The sequence below is a fragment of the Acinetobacter calcoaceticus DSM 30006 = CIP 81.8 genome (assembly GCF_000368965.1).
GTDB lineage: Bacteria > Pseudomonadota > Gammaproteobacteria > Pseudomonadales > Moraxellaceae > Acinetobacter > Acinetobacter calcoaceticus.
This window is the reverse complement of sequence record NZ_KB849780.1, coordinates 434,145-457,258: the sequence shown is the minus strand read 5'-3', so window position 1 is coordinate 457,258 and position 23,114 is coordinate 434,145. Positions and strand designations below refer to the sequence as shown.

Sequence of the window (23,114 nt, the reverse complement as noted above, 5' to 3'; positions counted from 1 at the left end):
AAGATCAATTTAATCATTTAATTTCAAAATCTTAACCAAAAATATTCTCAATTAAAAATAATTATGCTTTGATACCTTAAGCAAAAAATCCTGTCTTTTAAGTCACTGAACTTAGCTCTCATTCCCTTTAATATCCTTAAAAGACCAGCTCGTTATTGTTCTGGGCAACATCTTTATAGGTTTTATGTTCAATGAGTTTATTGCTTAAAGTTCGACAGAACGTTCCACAGCTACAGTCGATTAAAAAATCTCTTCAGACACGTGCTGGTCAAAAAATACCTCTCATGCTGATCAATGCATCGGATCTATTTTTTAGAGGTCCTCAAATTGCGTTGTCAGGAAAAACGCCCTTTGACGTGATTTATAAGCATGAAATTATTAGCTTACGTCATTATAGAAATGAGACGAATACTTCTACACCTAAACACCGTGTACCGTTAGTTATCGTTCCGCCGCTAGCAGTTAACATGCTCATTTATGATTTGTTCCCTACACGCAGCTTTGTCCGCTTCTTTTTAGCACAAGGTTTTGATGTATATCTGATTGACTGGGGCGTGCCCACCCGACATCAAGCAAAATACAATTTCGGCACCTACATTAAAGTCTTTATGCCTGAAATGTTAAAGCAGGTCCGCTTGCACAGTGGTCAACAACAGCTTTCTTTACATGGCTGGAGTTTAGGCGGTGCACTTTCACTCTGCTATACCGCATTATTTAAAGACAAAGATATTAAAAACCTAATTATTTTAGCTTCCCCTATCGATACGCATAAAGCCGGATATATGGGCAAACTCTATGGCAGCTTAACCAAACCTGCCCAATGGGTTCGCAAACATACGCCGTTTCGTATTCGTCACCATGTGCCGAGTAAGGCATTTCATATTCATGGATGGCAAAACACGCTAGGCTTTAAATTAACTGACCCGATTGGAAATCTAAAAACGTATTGGGAACTTTTTAAAAATCTCGATAACCGAGAATTTATTATTGACCACGCAACTTCTAGTTCATTTATCGACAACATGCTGGCGTATCCGGGTGGAGTCATGCGTGACATCATCCTTCGTTTCTGGATTGATAATGAATTATCCAACGGTGTAGTGAAATTCGGTGAACTTACAGCCTATTTAAAAGATATTGAATGTTCGGTGTTAGCACTGGGTGGTAGTACGGACATTATTGTGACCGCTGATGCTGTTAAGCCACTCATGGATTTAATTAGCAGCCAAGATAAAACGTTTAAGGTCGTACCGGGTGGACACATGGGTGTTGTTTCCGGAAGCCAAGCACCTACGGCGGTCTGGCCTGAAATAAGTAATTGGTTAGTTGAGCGTTCAGGTTAGTTCGTTTAAACAATATTGGGAACCAGCGTAGCAAGCCATACGCTGGTTTGTATTATTGTGGTGATTAACTCTTAAGCTTTAAAGTAAAAATTAATAATTCCATCTTCAAAGATATTAAATATCCAGTACCAACTTATCCGAACGAGGCAAACTGTTGCAGGTGGTAATTCGTAAATCTGGTTGTGCTTTGTATTGATCTAAAGTAGTAACACCTTGTAGCTTATTACAGACACAAGCACGGCATAACCCTCTTTCACATCCCGATGGAATATTAACGCCAGCCAAACGTGCAGCTTCTAATAGCGTTGTTCCGCCATCAACTACAATCTCAATACCACTCCGTGCAAAGTGGATAACATGGTCTTTACCATCAGTTGGGTGCTCTACTACCGGAGGGGTAAAACTCTCTGTATGAAATTGTATTTCAGGTAATCCTAAATCCAGTAACATAGATTTTGAGGCAGTAATAAATCCTGGTGGAGCACAAACATACACTTCATGTGCTGTTATATCGGGAACAACTTTAGCTAGTAATTCAGCACTTAGTTTCGCCTCATACATTTGCCCTGAAATCGGATAATTAGGGTCTATCTCATTACATATAAAATGCACATCAAAACCAGATAAGTTGGCAACTTCACGTAATTCTTGTTCAAAAATAATAGATCTCTCATTACGGTTAAAATAAAGTAACCTAACTTGGCTATGTGGAGCTTCACGTCGTGCCTTACGTAACATACTCAAAATTGGTGTAATACCAACACCACCCGCAAGAAAAACGATCTGTTTAGGTACTTCTTTCATCATAAAATCGGGAGAGGCCTGCGGTACTCCTACCAAAATCATATGTGAATTTTTCTTAATATGATCATTGATATAATTCGAAACACGTCCGCCCTCTACACGTTTGACAGCAATTTCCAAGCAATTATCAGCCTCGTGACTGTCTCTTAACAAACTATATTGTCGAACCAGACTTTCATCTTCGACTTCCACCCGTACGGAAATAAATGCACCAGCTTCCCAAGTTACGCTCTCCCATCCTTGAGGTTTTTCAAAACGTATCATTAATGCCTGATTTCCTGCTTGCGGAAAAACAGCAAGGACCTTAACAGGTACATTATAAAAAAGAGGCTTATTTAAATACGTCATATTATCTGGCAGCTTATATTGGGCTCCATATACGACTCGACGTAATAACTCCTTAGGATTTTTTAGTATTTTAAAAAAATTTCCTCTTTCTTGCTCGCCTACAGGACTCGCCAATTTGAGTACATTGACCATCATATCTGGCACAACATCTTCAAGGGACATAACATTGTAAGGTAAGCCATGCTGCAAACAGATTTCTTTAACAAAGGGCTGAATTTCTCTTTGACGATTACATGGTAAGTCTGGAAATAAATGATGCTCTAAGTGCGTGTCCAATCCACCATAAAACACATCAAATGCAGGTGGATTATCGAATTCAACTTCCTCTTCCAACAATGTTTTAAAATAATTATCAAGTTGGGCATAAGGCGTAAAATTACTCGTCGCTAAAACTTGACGGCGAAAATACTCTTCTTCTGTTTCACTCAATCCCGGGTCACTAAATAACTCAACATTCGGTGAATGGTGTTCCAAAAATAAGACTGCAACCGTCAAATCATATCCCAAAACTGTACTGAGATAATTTCCAAAAAATGTCGGCAATATCCGATGAGGAGAAACAGAAAGAGGATCTTTCCAAAAATGCTGAGTAATATATTTTTTTGTCAGTTTTAAAGTTTGTTCAATGGTTGTTCGACTAAGTACTTTATGCCCTTCTGTTTTAGCGGCTGATGCTCCAGTAAAAAGAGAAAATACAAGATTAGGTGTTGTTAATAATAAAACCCACAACAGTGGAAGTTGCAAAGTATGGTGACCATACCATGGCTGACCTGGCTTAATACGTAAAAAGGAATATCCCAAATCATGGTCTACGCCAACGATATTAGTAAAAGGATGGTGATTTTGATGATGCATCACACGCCATTCATAAGGATCCACCATAAAATTCCAAACCCACCGTTCAGAATGGAAAGACCCTGCATTTGACAAATGATCATAACTACCATGCATGATGTTATGACCAAGTTCAGAAAACTCAAGTAATGTATGCAATGCACCTAATATCGCGCCACGCATTATGGCATTAGGTTTTCCACCTTGTTGGATCAACTCATTACTACGCGCTTTGATAGCTTGAGAGTAAGCGGCAACATTTCTGATATGTGCTAGGTCTGCATCACCAACTTTTGCTTTAGTTTGATCATATAAAGCTTTTAAAGCTGCCGTTAAACTTTCGTGCTTGCCGTCTTTATTATTTAGCATTTTATATATCCCTATCGGATTTGATCCTATCCGAAAAGATATAAAGTTTTGAACATTAGCAGAATGACTTTATACTACCAAACTTGACATTTCATGACACATAAAGCATGTCTATACAATTATATTGGGATTTTCCTCGCAGTATCAGTGCTATTCGCATATTGCTTATGATAGGTCAGCAACATGGCTTAACATCTGAAAGTTGTATAGAAAACACGCATATTTCTTTGAATGATTTATCGCAACCTAACTTTGAGGTAAAAGCAGAACAAGAATTTTTAGTTATTCGAAACTTACTTAAACTACTAGATCCTACACTTCCCTTGAGTATAGAAGCAGGTCTAAGGCACCATACAACCACATTTGGTGCATGGGGTTTTGCCATTCTTAGTAGTCAGACAATGAAAGAAGCTTTGCATTTTGCTATGCGATACTTTCAACTTAGTTCCATTTTTTGCAATTTAGAAGTTATTCAGGAAGATATATATACATTACTGATTTTTGATCATAGCCAATTACCTGATGACTTAGCGTGTTTTCTGGTTGAAAGAGATCTTATAACTGTTATATCAATTCAACGAGATGTCTTGCCTATACAGTTTCCTGTAATGAGCATTAATGTTGCTTTACCTGCACCTGTGTATGCCGATAAATTTCCCGAATTAACAGGATATCCAATTCAATTTAATCAACCACGTAGCTGTATTATCTTTGAAAGCAGTTTGCTTGATTTACCATTACCTCAAGCAGACCCATTTATTCGTGCACGTTATGAAGAAGAATGCCAACAACTTTGGACGCGAAGAAGTTCTCTAGGCAGCTATAGCCAAAAGGTCAGAAATATTTTACTCCAACAACCCTCACAAATGCCCAGAATTGATGAAATGGCAGCCCATCTTCAGGTCAACCTCAGAACATTACAACGTCATCTCGCAATTGAAGGAGTTACCTATGAACAGCTTATAGATGACATTCGTAAAGACTTAGCCGAAGACTTACTTAAAACCACCAATTTAACAGTTGAAGAAGTTGCTATTCAATTGGGTTATTCCGAAGTTTCAGCATTTTCCAGAGCCTTTAAACGTTGGAAAGGCATTTCTCCCCGAAATTTTAGGTGGCAAAAATAAATTTAGATTTGTATTTAATATTTTAATGCTTATCCGCGCCAGCTCCAGTAAGCAAACTCGTTGCATAATTCATAATTAATAAGACTAAATTATTCGCTTTTTCTTCTGATTCAGCCAAACGCCCTTCTAATAAAAGATGAGATAGGCCATGTACAAGGCTACAACTCAACATTGCTAATACTTCAACTTGAGCATCATTTTCATCCACACCCAATATTGAAGCAGTTAATTGATGTAACTGAGTATATGTATTACCCACTGCCTCTTTTAACTCAAGTGCTTCATTCTTTTGTAAGTCAGGATTAAACATCAAAGCAAAGAGATTTCGATCATTTTTTGCAAAGTTAATATAGGCTAAACCAAATAATTTTAATGCCTCTGGCTGAGAATTAGCATCTTGCAACGTTTGGCTTTGCTCCTCTTGCAAGAGCTGAAATCCTTTTGCTGCCAATGCTGCTAAAAAGCTCTCTTTATTTTCGAAATGCCGATATACCGCATTGGCACTTACTCCAATTTGTCTCGCCATTTCTCGAAAACTAAGGCTCTCGGCATCATTATCTTTTAAATGAACTAGTCCTGCATTTAATAATTCTTCACGTACATTTCCATGATGATAATTTGACTTTTGAGATTGTATAGAAGGCATGTTGACACCGCGCACATATTATAAGCATAATGTGTACACTGAACACATTATGCTTTTACTGTAGTTTTATCCTCCCCAGAAGATAAATCCTATTTATGTTCAGTAAGAATGCTTAAACAAAACAATTACCTAGAATCACACTCAAACAATAAGGCTGTGAAGCAAAGGATACTGGGCTCATAAAGTAAATTTTTAACTTTTCTCTTGAGCCTAATTATCTTTAAGCAAAGGAACTGATATGAACAATCTTAGAAGTATAAAACAGGCTTTGTTATTTACAATACCATTGATGTTGGTCAGTTCCTTTGTAAACGCCGAACTTAATCGCTTAGATGACAAAAGTTTATCTGGTGTAACTGGTCAAGCATTATTTAATCTAACCAATATTGCAGCTAATCAAAATGGTAATCCAAATACAGATGTGGGTTTTTATCGTCTCGGAATGGAAGCACAAGTAGAGTTAAATGCCAATATTAAACGTTTACAGTTAGGTTGCGGTGGGACTAAAGGAGTGGGTTGTGACATTGATATTGAAAATATTAGTTTAGCAGGTGTCCTCCCCGTAAATGGTAGCTATGCAGGATCAGATGCCGTTATTACTAATCCTTTTATCGAGTTTGCTATAAAATCGCCGAACAGTGCTTCTACTCGAGAAATTGTTGGCTTTCGACTTGGGGCATTAGGCATATTAGGCAAACTTGGATTGGGATCAAATACGGATTTAACAACATTAGCTGATGACACAGGAGGAATTAACTCTTTATCTGGTGATTTGAATTTAACGCTTACTAATACTGTTCTGAAAAATGTAGTGATTGAAAATGGATTGATCTCTACAGAAGCACATATTAATGATTATAACAAACCGCTTATTCTTAACCGCTCTACATCCGCAACGCTGGATAATGTAGTCGCTAAAACTGGTCCATTAAGAGTATTAGGTCTCTTAGATCTACCTTTAGGTTTAACCCTAAGTAATGCCACATTAAAAGATTATCCTCTGTCTGGTTTCCATGAAATTTTACTAGCTCAGGATGCAGCAGGAACAATTCCTACTAGTGACACATCACTATCCTTACAAAAAGAGGCCATTCGTTGGCAAAAAATAAGTACAGGAACTTTCGACAATACTGTTGCCGCTCAACCAGGATGGTGGCTTTCTTTACCTAAAGTTTTACTCACGGATATCGAAACACAACAGCGGATTGATGTAGGACTTGGCGAGGCATTAGGAGGATTAGTTGGTAGAGAGTTAATTATTAATCCTATTGACTCTGGACAGATAGGCATCAAAAACTGCTACGGAAACTTAAAGTTTTGCTAAGTAAAAACTTTATACAAGCTTTTATATGACGCTTAAATTAAAACAACTCATGGTTTTCATACCACTATTAGCAGGGCTGAATACATCCCAAGCTACCACAGTCTATAGGTCAATAAATATGTGCTCAGCTTCCGTCAAACATATACCTGATAATATCCAGAGTTCTATTTCTAAACTTAAAATGGGCTCAATAGACTCAAATACTTCAAATATTTCTTTTATTCTTGCTTCAGCGGTTGCTGCAAAACACAATAAACCAATAGATATAGAACGTATTGCTGTTTATTTACAAGCTCAACGAAATCAGCAAAATTTCTATTATTCATTACTTGATATCAAGAAAACTTTTGAAAATTTCAATATATCTGTTGAGGCCAACAAAAATGCCTCACCTTTTGATATGTTAAAATTAACCAATGAAATTCTTATTGGTATTGATCAGCAAGATCAACTTTTTGCATTAGTTGGTTCATCACAAGAATATGTATATTTAATTTATGGAATCATGAACCAAAAAGCATTAATCTGCCCTCTTAAAAAATCTTTATTCATACAAAACTTTACCACCAATAAATTTTTAATTCTTAGATAGTTACCACCAGACTCCATTAAATAGAGAATTTTTATTAATTCAAACAATTAGGCTTATTTAATAATTATAAAAAATAAGCCCTTTATATTTTTAAAATTAAGTTTTAGAAAATAATCTTTAAAAGTTAATCGAGTATTGGATTTAAATCTCGATTCATTTGAACAATATCCTGATGCGTTGGATTAGCTCCTAAGCTTGAGAAGAGTTCAGGTAAACGATCACGCTTTTTTTGAGCCTCTCCTTTTTGAGCAATAGCGAGTCCTTTCCTCATCATTTTCTGGTCATAATCACAGCAATATGCTGGCGTACATGGTTGTTGTCTCCAAGAATCTTCCAAACTTCCTGCATCTACAGGGTCAAAACCTATGTCATTAACAAGGCTCATAACAACATTTTTTGAAGGTACACTATCTCCAGCAACAGCTATCGCTAATCTATTTTTACTTCCTTCAACTTGGCCTAATTCTGCAAGTGAATAAGCTAAAATATTATTAAAAGCTTTAATAACAGGACGATTAATCTGCTTGGATACCCAAACACTTTCTGTCATTCCATCATCAATTTCTTTAATATGCGGATCGCGGAAATCAGGATAATAATTACTGGTATCTATAATTACTTTGTCTGTAGTTGCTGAGTAAAATAAATCTGTTGGTAATTCTTTTATAGCTGGGAAAGGAATTGATAAAATAACAACATCTGAAGAATTAACAGCTCCATAAATATCGACTGCTTCTACGTTTATTTCATCCGCAATTTTTCTTACACCGTCCACACCTCTAGAATTTGCAACATATATAGTATGACCTGCTTCCTTTAAAAGACGTGCAAGGGTCTTTCCAATATTACCAACTCCAACAATACCTATTTTCATATATCAGCCTTTTGAGAAATTTAATACAGTTAACACTTTTAAGTTTAAAGACAAGCTGAGATAATAGGAAGTACACACAAAAAAGTAAGTATATTCCTAAAAGGTAAGTATGAAAGCAGCACGTGACTGGAATTGTGAAGATCCTCAACAGCGGATAGTATGGGCAAAAATCACCTCTGAAGCCCTTAAAGTTATTGAAGGAAAATGGAAAATAATTATCCTTTGTCAACTTTTTGCAGCAAAACAACCCCTACGTTTCTCTACACTAGAAAAACTTATCGAAGGCGTTAATCAGAAAATGTTGATTCAGCAACTTAAACAATTAGAACAAGATGAGATTATTAAACGTACTGTTTATCCACAAGTTCCCCCTAAAGTTGAATATGAGCTTAGTGAAATAGGATTAGCACTTGGTCCTTCAATGGAAGCACTTATTGAATGGGCAGAATTTAAAAATCAAAAATTAAATAGCGACTCAAAATAATAAAAACTAAGCATAAATTTTATGCTTAGTTTTTATAAGATAAAAATAAGTTATTTCAAACCGAAAGTCTTTCTAATGCTTTTATCAACGGGGCCACTTGGCATGAAGCGACGTAACTTACTTAACAAAGACGCTTGTCCAGATGGTGTACGACGCATTTGCCAATCATTCAATGCTGCCGTAACGATCGTATCGGCAACACCGTCCGGTTGGGATGCATGATTAATCTGATTCGATATGGCCTGTGTAGCTAAATTACGTTCATTGTCATATTCAGGAATTTTAGAACTTACTACAGGTGCGTTTTTATCTAGATTGGTTTTGGTGAAAGAAGGTTGCACCAATGTCACGCGAATCCCAAATTGACGAAGCTCGTGATCTAAAGATTCGGATAATCCTTCAACTGCATGTTTAGTTGCAGAATATACCCCCATATAAGGTGAAGGAAGAAAACCCAATACCGAGCTAATATTTATGATTCTTCCATAATGTTGTATTCGCATATATGGCAATACCGCTTGTATCGTACGGAGAATACTAAATACATTCGTATTAAATAAAAATTCTGCTTCTTTTATAGAGGTCTCTTCTACTGCCCCAGTCAGGCTTGCTCCAGCATTATTAATTAAGATATCAATACGCCCAGCCTTATCAATAATAGAATGAATCCCAAGTTGGACAGAGTCCTCATCAGACACATCCATTTCAATGAGCTCAACCCCTTCTATAGGTTGGGCTTTTACTTTATTTCTGACTGTTCCAAATACTTTATGGCCTTTTTTTGCAAATTTTTCTGCTGTGGCTTGACCAATTCCTGATGAAACACCGGTAATTACCACTACTTGTGAGTTTGACATATTAATTCCGAATAATTTTTAAACTTAAGAATCTGATGATTAAGCTGTTGGTTTGACTCTGATTTTGAACCAGATTGAGTACATAGCCGGCAAGAAAACCAAAGTTAAAATGGTTCCAGCCAGTGTTCCACCAATCAATGTATAAGCTAGCGTTCCCCAAAACACCGAATGAGTCAGAGGAATAAAAGCCAAAATAGCAGCCAAGGCCGTTAATATGACGGGTCTGGCACGTTGTACTGTCGCCTCCACAACGGCATCCAACGGATCGAGTCCAGCTTGCTTGTTTTGCTGAATTTGACCAATCAAGATGAGTGTGTTTCGCATTAAAATTCCAGACAATGCAATCAACCCAACCAAGGCATTGATACCAAAAGGCTGCTGGAATAATAGAAGCGTCGGTACCACACCGATTAATCCCAACGGGCTGGTGAGAAACACCATAATCATTGCAGCTATAGATCTCACCTGAAGAATGATAATGAGCAAAGTCATTGCCAACATGATCGGGAAAATAGGAAGCATGGCTTTAGTAGCTTTACCCGACTCTTCAATAGAACCTGCTTCAACGATGCGATAGCCCTTCGGTAGATTTTTTATAACTGACTGAAGCTGTTTGGTAATTGCTGTAGATACATCAGGTGGTTGCAATCCTTCAGCAATATCTCCACGAACAGTTATTGTTGGTACGCGATCTCGACGGCGTATGACAGGCTCTTCCATCCGCACTTCAATCTTACCAATTTGTGACAGAGGAATACGTTGTCCATTTGCCCCAGTGAGTGTGAAATCACTAATTTTTGCAGGATCCAGTCTTATATCACCCGCAGAACGAGCAACAACTTGTACTGTACGAATATCTTCGCGCACAGATGTTATCGGAATACCTGTTAACAAAAATTGTAGTTGCTGTGCCACTGAAGCTGAGGTGAGACCAACTGCTTGTAAGCGATCTTGCTGTAATGTGAAATGAAGGGCTGGTGTACGAGTTCCCCAATCGGTATTTACAGTTCTCATCATTGGGCTAGCACTCATAACATGCTGAACCTGAGCTGCAATTACACGCAATTTTTCTGGGTCTGGCCCTGTAACACGGTAAGCCACTGGATAGGGTGAATATGGTCCAAAGACCAGTTGTGTAACACGTACCTGCGCCTCAGAAGCAAGCCCATTCGAAACAGCTTGTCTTAAGCGATGTTTTAAGGCTTCCCGTTCTTCTTGGTTATCAGTTCGTATCACAATCTTGGCAAAGGATGGGTCTGGTAACTCAGGTCCCATGGATAAATAAAATCGAGGGGCGCCTTGACCAATATACGATGTCACAATCTTTGCTTCATTTTGCTTAGATAACCAAGCTTCAACTTTGGCTGTAGCAGCGCTAGTTTGCGTAATCGATGTACCGTAAGGCATTTGTACTTCAACAAGTACTTCAGGTCGGTCAGAGATTGGAAAAAATTGTTTTTTTACCAATGTCATTCCACCTATTGCCAAAACAAATAATCCGATAACACTACCAGCAACAAGCCATTTACGCGCAATCACACGTTCAAGAATTTGACGGAAACGGTTATATCGTGGTGTGTCATAAATTGCATGGTGTCCACCTTCGACTTTTTTAAAATCAGGTAACATTTTCACACCCAAATAAGGTGTAAAAACGACTGCAACAATCCATGAAGCAATAAGGGCTATGCCGACAATCCAAAACATATTGCTGGTATATTCACCAGCCGTAGATCGGGCAAAGCCATTTGGCATAAATCCAACAGCTGTGACTAATGTTCCAGAAAGCATAGGTGCTGCGGTGTGGCTCCATGCATAAGCCGAAGCAGCTATTCGACTAAAGCCCTCCTCCATTTTGACGACCATCATTTCAATGGCAATAATGGCATCATCAACCAAGAGTCCTAAGGCAAGAATAAGAGAGCCCAGTGTAATTCGGTCAAAGTTTTTGCCCGTTGCCAACATCGCCACAAAAACAATAGCCAATGTGAGCGGTACAGCCATAGCAACAACAAGTCCAACTCGCCATCCCATGCTGATAAAGCTTACAAACATCACCACAAGTAATGCTGCAAAGAACTTAATCATGAACTCATTTACCGACGAGCTAATATTTACCGCTTGATCGGTCACCTTATTTAAGCTGATACCAAGGGGTAAATCTTCATTGATTGAGCCAACTTCGTTCTCTAATGCTTTACCAAGGTCTAATCCATTCCACCCTTCACGCATGACTACACCTAGCAATAAAGCAGGTTCTCCATCATTACGAATAATGAATGTTGCAGGATCTTCATAACCACGTTTAACAGTCGCAATATCTGACAATTTCAAGGTACGACCTTGAGCAGTTATAGGTGTGTCTCGAATTTTTTGTAACTTATCAAAAGCACCATCCAATCTGACAAAAACTTGAGGACCTTTGGTCTCAATAGAACCAGCTGGAGTAAGTACATTCTGATTATTAAGTGCAGCAAACACATCTTGTGGATTTACGCCTAGTGTTGCCAAGCGCTCATGTGAAAATTCAATATAGATACGTTCAGGTTGCTCGCCAATAATATTGACCTTTTTTACCCCAGGGACATGAAGTAGCTGCTGTCTAATTGTTTCTGCATCACGCACCAACAATCTTTGTGCTTCATTTTTTGCCTTCAAAGCATATAAAGTAAAGGTCACATCCGCATATTCATCATTAACAAGTGGCCCAATTACCCCTGAAGGTAAATTGCTCATTTCATCATTTGCTTTCTTCCTCGCTTGATAAAACTCCTCCTGAACTTGAGATGGAGGTGTACTATCAAGTAAGGTTAGTGTCGTAAAAGCTAGCCCAGGCCTTGTATAGGTTTCTGTTCGATCATACCAACGCAGCTCTTGCATCCGTTTTTCGATTTTTTCAGCAACTTGATCTTGCATTTCTTGGGCAGTTGCACCGGGCCAAGCAGTCACAATGGTCATGACCTTAACTGTAAAGGCTGGGTCTTCAGCTCGACCTAACTTAAAAAATGCAACAATGCCTGCAATTGAAATTAAAAAAATCAGGAATAGAGTGATACCCCGTTCACGAACAGCAAGAGCTGACAGGTTAAAACCTTTCTCACTCATGAGTGTCCTCCTTCATTTCCAATTGAAGGATTATTTGCCTGTGATGCAATACGGACTAACTCGCCGTCTCGAAGTAAATGTGCACCTAGAGCAACAATTTGATCTCCACGCTGAATATTGCCAGTTACATACGCATATTCATCATCAACCTGTTTTACAACAACAGAACGCCACGTTACTTTCTGAGTTTTTCCATTAATTACCCATACTCCTGCTCCCTTTCCTTTATCAAGTAGTGAACCAATCGGTACTTGTAAAAAATGTTGTGAACTCTGATTTTGAGCTCCAATACGTACAGTGACGGTTGAACCTAAAGGAGCGTTTGCCAAATCTCCGTCTAATACAAAACGTGCTTCAAAAGTACGAGTGAGCTGATCTGCTGTATTTGATAACTGTCTAAGCTTAGCTGGGACACTGATATTTTCTTTACCAAAGAGAGTGGCTTGACCAATAGCTCCTATTGCAGGGCGTAAAGTTTCGGGAAGCTGAATAACTGCTTCTCTTTGACCAGAATGAGCTAAACGAATTACTGTTTGACCTGCGCTTACAACTTGCCCTGGTTCAACCAATGTTTCCATAATTGTGCCATCACCATCGGCTGTTAAGTCGGCATAGTGACTGGCGTTTAATGCGACTTTAGCTTGAGCTTGCGTTGAACTTAGTTGTGCTCTCGCCGTATCTGCTGCTGCCTTAATCTGATCATAGGCGGAAGCAGATATAGCTCCACTTCCACGCAAATCACGATATCGAGCTTCGTCTTTTTCTGCTTGTTCAGCACGTGCTTTGGCTGCGCCTACAGCTTCTTGCTGAGCTTTGGCAGCAAGTTCTAAATCAACCGGATCAATACGCATCAGTAACTGTCCGCGTTTTACCGTCTGACCGGCTTCAACAAACCGTTTGATTACTTTGCCAGAGACACGAAAACCAAGATCACTTTCTACCCGTGCGCCTATCGTGCCTGTAAATGCTCTTGAGTCAGAAGTAATTTCTTCCTGCACAGTTGCGACTCGTACTAATGGTGCTGAAGTACGGGGGTCAGATTGTGTATTTTCAGCACAACCTAGCAAGAAAAAAGGAAATAAATATATTGCAGCAAATGGAATAAGGCGACGATAACGCATATTAGAGTCCCCCCCTTGAAGAAATTAATCAGGAGACTCATTTTTAATCAAGTGACCAATTTAGTCAATAGTCACAAATTTATTATGGCGATAAACTTCTCAGCACAAGACTAGAAAGCAACACTGGAGCATCAGCGTTATATGAAATACTATGTTGTAAAAGTAATGGATGTAGATAAGGTCTCATAACTAAATAAATAGCCTTAACTGCTTCATCAATAGGTGTTTTTCTTTCAAAATCACCAGTTTGACGACCTTCTTGAATAATATTTTGTAGTACTTTAAGAATTCGATTTTCATAAGCAACCGTAGCATCCCATTTCTCAGAGGCCGCAGAAACTGCAATTTCATAGAGCTTACGATCTTGAGAAAATAAACGAAGGCTCCCTTCCACAATTACTTTAAAAAGCACTCTCAATTTTTCAGCAGGATATTCAGCTTCTTGAATGGCAGCATTAACTTCATCTTCAATTTCACGCAAGCAATTGGCACATATCATCTCGCCAATCGCCTGTTTAGATTCAAAAAATTTATAAATATAAGCTTTAGAAAAGCCTATAGATTTTGCAAGATCAGAAACTGTAGTTTTCTCATAACCATAGCGGCTGAAATGCTCTGTAGCAGCAACCACGATTTGGTCCCTTACCTCATGATCTTCCGGTCCTCGCTTTGAAACAGGATAACTACTTTTTTCTTTACTCATATTTTCAATTTAAACCTTTGTGTGAAAGTAGTAGTTTAACTCTTGGCCCCTGATATTGACAACAAGTGACTAAATTGTATTATAGTCACAATTAAGCCATTGTTCAAAATCTCGCCTTGGGGAAAATATGTTATCTAGATCTATCGTTCTCCTACCAATACTCACCAGCATTCTTGCTGCTTGTACCGTAGGTCCTAATTATAAACGTCCTAGTATATCTCTACCCGAGCAATATCTTGGCGCTCGCTTAAACTCACCAAGTGACGAAACCAAAGCAGATATTGAAGTATGGTGGAAAAGTTTTAATGACCCTCAACTTACTCGATATGTCACATTAGCATTAAAACAAAATCTGGATCTGACCCAAGCATATACCCGTGTGACTCAAGCTCAAGCAGGCTTATCGGCAGTCCATGCTTCTTTACGCCCAATAGGTAGTGTTGACGCACAAGCAGCTAAAGCTTACCAATCCGTTGAAACTCCACTGGGGCAAGTTTTAAATTCAATGCCTAATTTTGACCGACATGGTAGTTCTTATGAGGCAAACCTAAGTGCCACTTGGGAATTAGATATTTTCGGAGGCCTTCGAAGAGACCGTGAAAGTGCTCTAGCAAACTATCAGGCTTCGAATGCAGGAGCATCAGCAGTTCGTTTAATGGTCGCAGCACAAACAGCAAATCTTTATATTAATATTCGAGGATTACAATCTCGATTAGACATTGCCCAGCAACAATTACAAACGCAACAAAAACTTCTTTCAATTATTCAACTTTTATATAGCAAAGGATTGGCATCTGAATTTCAGGTCAAACAAGCTAAAGCAAATGTTGCTCAAGTTCAAGCCGTAGTTCCCGCACTTGGAATGAATCTAGACATTGCCATGAATGCACTCGACGTCATGCTTGGAACCGTACCAGGAACTCACCGAGCAGAACTAGCGGAAGTAAAACCAATTCCAGTTATTCCTAACATTACAGAAACAGGAACACCCCGCGATCTTTTACGTAGACGACCAGATCTCATCATGGCTGAAAGGCAACTGGCAGCTTCAAATGCACGTATTGGCAGTGCGATTGCAGAATATTACCCAAAGGTTTCTTTAGGCGGTTTGATAGGTAGCGCAACCACAGCAAGTGGAAACTTATTTTCAAGTGGAGCCAATCAGGCTGCTGGCTTATTAGGCTTACGTTGGCGTTTATTTGATTTTGGTCGAATTAATGCAGAAATTCGCTTAGCTAAGGGACAAGAAGCCGAAAAGCTTGCAGCCTACCAATTAGCCGTCTTACATGCAGCGGAAGATGTAGAGAACTCATTATCAACTTTATCTAAAAGACAAGAACAACTTGTAGCACTTCAAGATGGTGAAAATGCGCTACACCATGCACAGAAAATCGCTGTAATTGCTTATCAAAAAGGAATTAACAGTCGCATAGAAGTATTACAAGCAAATTCAAATGCTTTGCAATTCACGGATAGAAGAGTACAGGTACAAACCGATTCAGCCCTTGCTGCTGTTGCAGTTTATAAATCACTGGGTGGCGGCTGGCAACCCAATGATTATTAATATGAAATTTCAAAAATTTAAAATCACTGAATGAGATGGTGGATTAACCTCATACCTACAGGAGCAATGATTTCATTTCGATTAACCAAATTCTCTAGGAAACATAAACACAAAATGTCCAACAAACATTTTCACTTCAAGGAAAGACACAAATGAAATTTAAAACATTCGGTACAGTAATTATTTTAGTAACTTTACCAATGACGGGGACCTTGGCTGCATCTCTAGACCGCTCAGGTCAGTCTATCTCTGCATTCTTGCAACCAGGTAATTACTTTGAAGCGGGTATTTCTATATTAGATCCAAACGTTTCAGGTAAAGTGCGTAATGAATATTCACCAAATGCAACTCCACCAAGCGTGATTGGTTTACAAAATACAAATATTAGTGACATGGGGGATGATTATTACTTCCCTAGCGCTGCACTAAAACTACAAGTAACAGACAACTTCTCTTTTGGTCTAATTTATGACCGACCATTTGGCGCAGATGTTACTTATGCACTTTCTGATACAGCATCAGTTGCGGCAGGTGGCTTAGGACTATTTCATAATGGTACAGAGTCACTGGAAGTTGAAGTAAAAACCCAAAGTATTTCAATGTTGCTTGGCTACCAACCAAATGAAAATTTTAATTTTTATGCAGGTCCCGTTTACCAAACAATTGAAGGTGATGCTCAATTTCGTGGCTTAGCATTTGGTGGGAATAACAGCTTTGGTGGATATAATCTCAACATTAAAGAAACTGGCGGTGTTGGCTGGTTAGGTGGTATTGCATATCAAATTCCAGAAATTGCATTAAAAGCATCTGTTACTTATCGCTCTGAAATTGATCATGAAATGACAATTAATGAGAGTTCTATTGCAACATTAGGGCAAAATATTGGCACTTTTATTAATATGAATAATGGCTTGGAGCAAACAAAAATTATTACGCCTCAATCTGTTAATCTAGATTTTCAAACAGGTATCATGGCGAATACAGTTGCATTTGCAAATGCGCGCTGGGTGAACTGGAAAGATTTCACAATCCGCCCTTATGCATTCGGTGTAGCTTCAGAAATCGCAGGGCCCTCAGTTGGCAAACCAAATGGATTTGATCTAGCTGCCTATAGTGATGACCAATGGTCAGCAAATATTGGTATAGGCCGTAAATTAAATGACCAATGGACAGGAAATATTTCTGTAGGTTGGGATTCTGGGGCAGGTAACCTTGTGACTGCATTAGGGCCCACAGAAGGATATTGGAATCTTGGCTTAGGTGCTCAATTCAGCCCAACACCACAAACGTTTATTTCAGGTGGGGTAAAATATTTCTGGTTAGGTGATGCCAAGTTACAAACTAGTGCGCAATTTAATACACCAAATTATGTTGCGGAGTTTAAAGATAATCATGCCATCGCATATGGATTAAAAATGGGCTATAAGTTCTAATGATTGATATTAAAAAAACATTTAGATGACCTGAGCCCAAAAGTTAGTTGGCTTGATTTAACGGCTTTTTAGACTGAGTTCTGTAACGTACAGGTCTCAGTCTATTAAATTTATTCTTTGTTCTTTCACGGTTTTGTCCTGCTTATTAATTGCTTTAATTCTTGGCCTTAGAAATCTTTAGATTTATGTATTTAAGACTCTCCAATCCTACTTATATCTTATCAGTGAAAGCTCGTGGGTCATTTGTGTATTGTTTAGTATTATCAGCACAACTTAACGAAAATAATGGAATTAAATATATTGCAGTAAATGGAATAAGGCACTAAAGCATATGAGAACCAACGTCCTGTAAAATTTTTAAGAAACTATTTAAAAATAACCAAATCAATAATAAGTCACAAACCGATTAAGGCGATAAATTTCTTAATACAAGATCAAAAAGTAGCCTTAGTACATTCGCATTGATGATTAATTCTCTATTACAAAATAATGGATATAAATAAGTTGATCACTAGGAAAGTCACTTTGACTGCTTTAAAAACTCAATTCCTTCTTTTAAAACAAACAAAACCACATCGTTCTTGCATCATTTCGTGCAATAATTTTTTGTCTTCTTATCTCGCAATAAATTACTGATTAAAAATCATAAATTAATTAAATTATACAAATCAGCTCAGAAAAATCTATAGATTTTGCAAAACTAGAAACTGTAGTTTTCTTATAATCATAGCGACTGAAGTGCTCTGTAGCAGCACTTAGGATTTGATCTCTTACCTCATGATCTTCTGGTCCTCCCGTCGGGAGAAGATAACTACTCTTTTCCAGATTCATATTTTTATTTGGCCCTTTTTTGAAAATGACAGTTTAACTCGACCTATTTATTATTGACAAATAGTGACCATATAATAATATAGTCACTATTAATAATTATTCAAAACATTGGATAAATATATTGTCTAAAACTCTCGTTGTCTTACCAATATGAGCTAATGCTTTGCAATTCACGGATAGAAAAGTACAGGTACAAACTGATTCAGCCCTTGCTGCTGTAGCAGTTTATAAAGCGAGAATTATTATGCGGGAACAATCAGTACGCCAGCCGTTAAATACACATGATTTAAATCATGCGATCTTAAACGGACCAATTCCCCAAGTAATGCTAAAACTGGCGTTACCCACCATAGCTGTTTTGCTTGTACAAACCCTGATTGGATTACTAGAAACATATTTTGTTAGCTCTCTAGGAACGGATGTAATAGCTGGCGTAGCCGTAGTGTTCCCAATTCTTATGCTCATGCAAATGCTAGCGAATGGTGGATTTGGTGGAGGACTAGCTTCAGCAATTGCTCGGGCTTCTGGAGCAGGTCGATCAGAAGATGCCCAATCCCTTGTCTGGCATGGTGTAATTCTTGCTGGCATTTTGGGAGGAGTTTTTAGTATTGTTATGCTCACCTCAGCCCAGATGATATATCACTTAATGGGCGTTACTGGCTTAGCTTTAGATGCAGCCCTAAAATATTCCAATATTATTTTTATAGGTTCCCCCCTTATATGGGCTGTAGCCCTACTCTCAGCCGCATTACGTGGTGCAGGTGATACAAAAACTCCGGCCCGCATAACGCTTCTAGGTGGAGTACTACTTTTACCCCTATCACCTATTTTTATTTTTGGTTGGGGATTCATTCCCTCATTGGGTGTAGCTGGAGCTGGGCTCGCTGTCTTAAGTTATTATATTTTTGCCATCATATGCTTAATTAGACATATGCGAACAACACATAGCATTATCAAATTATCGATCAAGCCTATCAACTTTCAGTTCTTCAAAGATATTCTTGGTATTGGTTCACTGTCTGCTATTGGAATAATTCAACTCAATTTAACTGTTGTCATCATAACAACCTTAGTTGGTCAATTTGGTTCTGATGCAATCGCGGGGTACGGTATTGCTTCCCGACTAGACTACGTGCAAGTTCCGCTTATGTTCGGCATCGGTTCAGCAATCATGACCATGGTAGGTATTAATTATGGAGCTGGACAATTTCAAAGAGCACGTCATATCACATGGATCGGGGTTTTTATTACATTTCTTATTACTGGCTCAATAGGACTTTTCTTTAGTATTTTTCCTTCCATTTGGCTTGGTTTTTTCAGTCATGATCCATCTGTTCTTCAGACTGGAACGAATTACTTGCAGCATGTTGCGCCTTTTTACGGAGCAATAGGTATAGGTATGGCACTTTATTTTGCAGGCCAAGGTTCAAAACGATTATTAGGCCCTATCTTAGCTGGTACCATCAGAATGATTATTGCAGCCGTTCTCGGAAGTATCGCTGTTCTATATTTTGATGCAAGTTTATCCACTTTCTTTCAAGTTATTGGCCTGAGTGCTTTGATATTTGGTTTGGTGTCCTGCTTGGCAAATTTTATCCATAGATAAAATTGCATTGAGTTCAAAAAAATTGCTCAACTTTCTTAAAGATTTTGCACAAATCTTCTAGAACTATACTCACCTCTTTTGTACCGTTCTAAGGGCAAAACTTAAAAATTTATGGGTGGATTCTTATGAGTAACTGGGTGGATATTTCAAAAGATACCAATACAGGTATTGAAACAATCCGTGCCCATTTTACTGGTCATGCTTATGATCCCCACTGGCATTCGAGCTATTTAATTGGTGTAACTGAATCCGGCATTCAACAATTTCATTGTCGTAAAAAGCAAATCAATAGTCATGCGGGACAAGTCTTTATGCTTGAACCAGAAGAAATCCATGATGGCCATGCTCCTGCATCTGATGGCTTTACCTACCAAATGCTCTACCTACATCCAGACTGGTTGAAACAACGTATCCAAGGTTTATTTCATAATAGCCCTGATCACTACGAGTTAGTGATTGATGCACCATTAAAGTCAGATGAACAGCTCGCTATTATTACTTCTCAAGCATTCCAGCATCTGCACTATAAAGAAATGAATATTGTCAAAGATAATAGTCTAGACCTACTTATTCATCATATCGCACAAGGGAAATGGTTAAAAAAAGCTCACCAATCATCTTCTACTCACACACCTCGAATCGCACACCAAATCCGAGATATTTTGCATGATCATCTATTTGAAGATATAGGGCTTGAAGACATCGCTCGCATGATAGGCCTAGACAGATACCATATTCACCGCATTTTTAAAGCAACTTTTCACTTAGCACCTCATCAATATCTCATTCAACTCAGACTTACACGAGCGCGTGATTTACTCGCCAGAAGCATATCTCCTGCACAAGTTGCTTCAGATTTATGCTTTGCTGACCAAAGTCATTTAAGTCGCTGGTTTAAGCGCTGCTATGGTTTAACACCTGCGGCCTATAGAAAAATCTGCACAAATCTTCAAGATTAAAAATCTTAATTATTTCATCTTATCTCTCCCTATTAATTCAAGTAGACAAGATGGAAAACCTCACTGCATTTTCATTATTTGCTATTGTTGCCTCAATTACTCCCGGTCCAACTAATTTTATAATTTTAAATTTAAGTAGCCGTTATAAAATTTCTAAAACGTTTCCTGTCATTTTAGGTTCTTGCATCGGGGCTGCCCTACTTGTGCTCATCGTTGGCATTGGACTGGGTTCAACCCTTCTGGCTTACCCAATTATTCAAAAAATAATGACACTCATTGGTTTAATCTGGCTAACCTCGTTGGCTTGGAAATTATATAACTACAACCCAATTATTCATTTCGAACAAGACAAAGAAAAAGGTCCAATTGGTTTCATTACTGGCTTTTTCATGCAAGCAATTAATCCTAAAACATGGATGATGGCTTTTGCAGTGATTAGTGTCTACACAAAACAAGGTAAAGATATCTGGATAAATGTCTCAATTTTATCCTTCATTTTTTTCGTTATAGCTATTCCTTGCCTTTACATGTGGGCCTTAGCGGGTAGGCTAAGCAATCGATTATTTTCACAAACAAAGCATATGAACATTTTTAATAAAATGATGGCGCTAACACTACTCATCTCTGTATGGTTGCCAGTCCTATCTACTTTTTAATGTATAAATTAGGTCATATAAATTTTTATTATTAATTTTCTATATTAAAAACTACTTATTCTTATAATTTCATAAAATAACTTTTTAATTAATACTCATTTAATGACCTAATATTTTTTATTTTGAGAAACAGGCTCCCTAAAACACATGTTACTTTTTGTTATTTATGTAAAAATCAACCTAACAACAAAACCAAATAAGCCATTGTTAAATATAAATATATATTAAATATTATTCTGTAAATTTTGTCTATTTTTTAAACAAATGTAGGTAATTTCTCACAACTATGTAAGCCAAAACTTACATCATAAGCAATTGTTTTTCCTATAATTAATTTCAGTACATATAAGCACTCTTTACTATTAAATAGAAAGCTGAATATTAATGAAGAGATCTGGAGAATCGGTAACATTATCTTTATTAATATAAAAACTCCTAATAATAGGAAAAGAATCTCAAAAAATTAATGTGTACTATATTTCCTCTAGAAACAGAGGAAATATAACTTTTTAGTCATCAGATAGGATATAGAAAATGTTTATTGCAAAAAATATATTTGTATATTTACTATCAATGTTAGCTTTATGCTTACTGATTATTTTCTTTAACTACCTAGGAATGAACGAGACAACCAACCTTCTGCTTTCTTCTGCACTTTTTGGAATATTTATTACTTGGTATTTCAAAGGTAGCGGACTATGTCTCGCCTTATTTAGCTTTTTTTACTGGGCAATGTTTGTTATTAGCCAAAGTTTAGAAGTGGTATTAATGCTCGCAAGTTCAATTATTGTCTATCTTGTTATGACTAAAATAATTCCTAAACTCAAGACTATCCATATTGCGGTGATAGCCAAATAGCTAGAAAGGGTTCACCCCACGCTTAACCATTCCTACTTTCTTAACAGTATTAATTTTGCTTTGCTCAGCAATTGATAATTCATTTAAGAAAATTTTTAAATTCTGCTCATCAAGACGAATGGGGTTAAAACTAGTTTCTCCCATACTTAAAAAGAAAGATTCAATATTTGTATTACGCTGTACATATTTCATCGACCAACGCTGAAAAGAATTCTTCTCAATGGAATATGTACATAGCCATTTAACATTGTAGTGTCTTTGATCATTTTTAATTTTTTCAAATAATCGCTCGACTAACTCTTGTTCACCCTCTAAGCATTGAAAGAAAGCATTATCAGCATAATAGAGCACGCCACAAATTTGATTCAAGTCATTGAAATTTCGAGCTTCTGTTAGGATATCACGTAAATCTTGCAGTAAATCTTCATTTTTTTCGTTTCGTTGGCTGGCATAACACAGTCGAACGTTCATTAACAATTCCGTGAAATATAAAATTTCTTTATCTAAAGATTTTCCAATCTAACATATCTATTCCTGATAATTTATATTTCTTCATACGCTAAGCATTAACAAATGACTGATTAGTGATTAGTGATTAGTGATTAGTGATTAGTGATTAGTGATTAGTGATTAGTGATTAGTGATTAGTGATTAGTGATTAGTGATTAGTGATTAG

The 23,114-nt window shown here is 37.6% G+C and carries 19 protein-coding genes; 11 read left to right on the top strand and 8 right to left on the bottom strand.

Annotation, left to right across the window (positions count from 1 at the left end; all coding sequences use genetic code 11):
- Nucleotides 1-191 precede the first annotated feature (191 nt).
- Nucleotides 192-1,343, top strand: a complete 1,152-nt coding sequence (locus F936_RS07085; protein WP_005046190.1) for an alpha/beta fold hydrolase — start codon at nucleotides 192-194, stop codon at nucleotides 1,341-1,343.
- 114 nt (nucleotides 1,344-1,457) lie between these two features.
- Here F936_RS07085 and F936_RS07080 read toward each other — a convergent pair whose 3' ends face one another.
- Nucleotides 1,458-3,698 (bottom strand): fatty acid desaturase, encoded by a 2,241-nt coding sequence (locus F936_RS07080; protein WP_005046187.1) that lies wholly within the window; start codon nucleotides 3,696-3,698, stop codon nucleotides 1,458-1,460.
- Between the two features lie 107 nt (nucleotides 3,699-3,805).
- Between F936_RS07080 and F936_RS07075 the strand changes: the two genes are divergently transcribed.
- Nucleotides 3,806-4,825: an AraC family transcriptional regulator gene (locus tag F936_RS07075; RefSeq protein WP_005046183.1), complete on the top strand. Its 1,020-nt coding sequence runs from the start codon at nucleotides 3,806-3,808 to the stop codon at nucleotides 4,823-4,825.
- A 22-nt stretch (nucleotides 4,826-4,847) separates the two neighbouring features.
- Here the strand turns inward: F936_RS07075 and F936_RS07070 are convergent, their stop codons facing one another.
- Complete coding sequence (locus F936_RS07070) at nucleotides 4,848-5,471, bottom strand: TetR/AcrR family transcriptional regulator (RefSeq protein ID WP_005046181.1); 624 nt, start codon at nucleotides 5,469-5,471, stop codon at nucleotides 4,848-4,850.
- Between the two features lie 238 nt (nucleotides 5,472-5,709).
- On the opposite strand from F936_RS07070, the gene F936_RS07065 reads away from it, so the two are divergent.
- Nucleotides 5,710-6,795, top strand: coding sequence for a hypothetical protein (locus F936_RS07065; protein ID WP_005046179.1), 1,086 nt, complete (start codon nucleotides 5,710-5,712; stop codon nucleotides 6,793-6,795).
- Between the two features lie 118 nt (nucleotides 6,796-6,913).
- Nucleotides 6,914-7,387, top strand: coding sequence for a hypothetical protein (locus F936_RS07060; RefSeq protein WP_005046176.1), 474 nt, complete (start codon nucleotides 6,914-6,916; stop codon nucleotides 7,385-7,387).
- Between the two features lie 124 nt (nucleotides 7,388-7,511).
- Here F936_RS07060 and F936_RS07055 read toward each other — a convergent pair whose 3' ends face one another.
- Complete coding sequence (locus F936_RS07055) at nucleotides 7,512-8,261, bottom strand: NADPH-dependent F420 reductase (RefSeq protein ID WP_005046174.1); 750 nt, start codon at nucleotides 8,259-8,261, stop codon at nucleotides 7,512-7,514.
- 109 nt (nucleotides 8,262-8,370) lie between these two features.
- On the opposite strand from F936_RS07055, the gene F936_RS07050 reads away from it, so the two are divergent.
- The gene (locus F936_RS07050) at nucleotides 8,371-8,745 is read left to right on the top strand and encodes a winged helix-turn-helix transcriptional regulator (RefSeq protein WP_005046171.1); all 375 of its coding nucleotides are present in this window, start codon (nucleotides 8,371-8,373) and stop codon (nucleotides 8,743-8,745) included.
- A 50-nt stretch (nucleotides 8,746-8,795) separates the two neighbouring features.
- Here F936_RS07050 and F936_RS07045 read toward each other — a convergent pair whose 3' ends face one another.
- The 4 genes from F936_RS07045 to F936_RS07030 all read right to left on the bottom strand — a co-directional run bounded on the left by F936_RS07045 (nucleotide 8,796) and on the right by F936_RS07030 (nucleotide 14,531).
- Nucleotides 8,796-9,602 (bottom strand): oxidoreductase, encoded by an 807-nt coding sequence (locus tag F936_RS07045; protein ID WP_003650788.1) that lies wholly within the window; start codon nucleotides 9,600-9,602, stop codon nucleotides 8,796-8,798.
- A gap of 39 nt (nucleotides 9,603-9,641) precedes the next feature.
- Nucleotides 9,642-12,707, bottom strand: coding sequence for an efflux RND transporter permease subunit (locus tag F936_RS07040; protein ID WP_005046169.1), 3,066 nt, complete (start codon nucleotides 12,705-12,707; stop codon nucleotides 9,642-9,644).
- Nucleotides 12,704-13,828 carry an efflux RND transporter periplasmic adaptor subunit gene (locus tag F936_RS07035; RefSeq protein WP_005046167.1) on the bottom strand — a complete coding sequence of 375 codons (1,125 nt, stop codon included), beginning with the start codon at nucleotides 13,826-13,828 and terminating at the stop codon, nucleotides 12,704-12,706. The genes F936_RS07040 and F936_RS07035 overlap by 4 nt, the downstream gene beginning before the upstream one ends.
- Nucleotides 13,829-13,910: 82 nt before the next feature.
- Entirely contained in the window at nucleotides 13,911-14,531 is a 621-nt protein-coding gene (locus tag F936_RS07030) for a TetR/AcrR family transcriptional regulator (RefSeq protein WP_004643418.1), read from the bottom strand.
- A 127-nt stretch (nucleotides 14,532-14,658) separates the two neighbouring features.
- Between F936_RS07030 and F936_RS07025 the strand changes: the two genes are divergently transcribed.
- The 6 genes from F936_RS07025 to F936_RS19200 all read left to right on the top strand — a co-directional run bounded on the left by F936_RS07025 (nucleotide 14,659) and on the right by F936_RS19200 (nucleotide 22,438).
- Nucleotides 14,659-16,095 carry an efflux transporter outer membrane subunit gene (locus F936_RS07025; protein ID WP_005046165.1) on the top strand — a complete coding sequence of 479 codons (1,437 nt, stop codon included), beginning with the start codon at nucleotides 14,659-14,661 and terminating at the stop codon, nucleotides 16,093-16,095.
- 152 nt (nucleotides 16,096-16,247) lie between these two features.
- The gene (locus F936_RS07020; RefSeq protein ID WP_005046163.1) at nucleotides 16,248-17,528 is read left to right on the top strand and encodes an OmpP1/FadL family transporter; all 1,281 of its coding nucleotides are present in this window, start codon (nucleotides 16,248-16,250) and stop codon (nucleotides 17,526-17,528) included.
- Nucleotides 17,529-18,603: 1,075 nt separating this feature from the next.
- The gene (locus F936_RS07015) at nucleotides 18,604-19,965 is read left to right on the top strand and encodes an MATE family efflux transporter (protein WP_005046159.1); all 1,362 of its coding nucleotides are present in this window, start codon (nucleotides 18,604-18,606) and stop codon (nucleotides 19,963-19,965) included.
- Between the two features lie 125 nt (nucleotides 19,966-20,090).
- Nucleotides 20,091-20,924, top strand: coding sequence for an AraC family transcriptional regulator (locus F936_RS07010; protein WP_005046158.1), 834 nt, complete (start codon nucleotides 20,091-20,093; stop codon nucleotides 20,922-20,924).
- A 50-nt stretch (nucleotides 20,925-20,974) separates the two neighbouring features.
- Nucleotides 20,975-21,580 (top strand): LysE family translocator, encoded by a 606-nt coding sequence (locus tag F936_RS07005; RefSeq protein ID WP_005046155.1) that lies wholly within the window; start codon nucleotides 20,975-20,977, stop codon nucleotides 21,578-21,580.
- Between the two features lie 534 nt (nucleotides 21,581-22,114).
- Entirely contained in the window at nucleotides 22,115-22,438 is a 324-nt protein-coding gene (locus F936_RS19200; protein WP_004643427.1) for a hypothetical protein, read from the top strand.
- On the opposite strand, the gene F936_RS06995 is transcribed toward F936_RS19200, so the two are convergent.
- Complete coding sequence (locus F936_RS06995; RefSeq protein ID WP_004643428.1) at nucleotides 22,439-22,909, bottom strand: AnBLUF65 family BLUF photoreceptors; 471 nt, start codon at nucleotides 22,907-22,909, stop codon at nucleotides 22,439-22,441. It abuts the gene before it with no gap.
- Nucleotides 22,910-23,114: the final 205 nt, after the last annotated feature.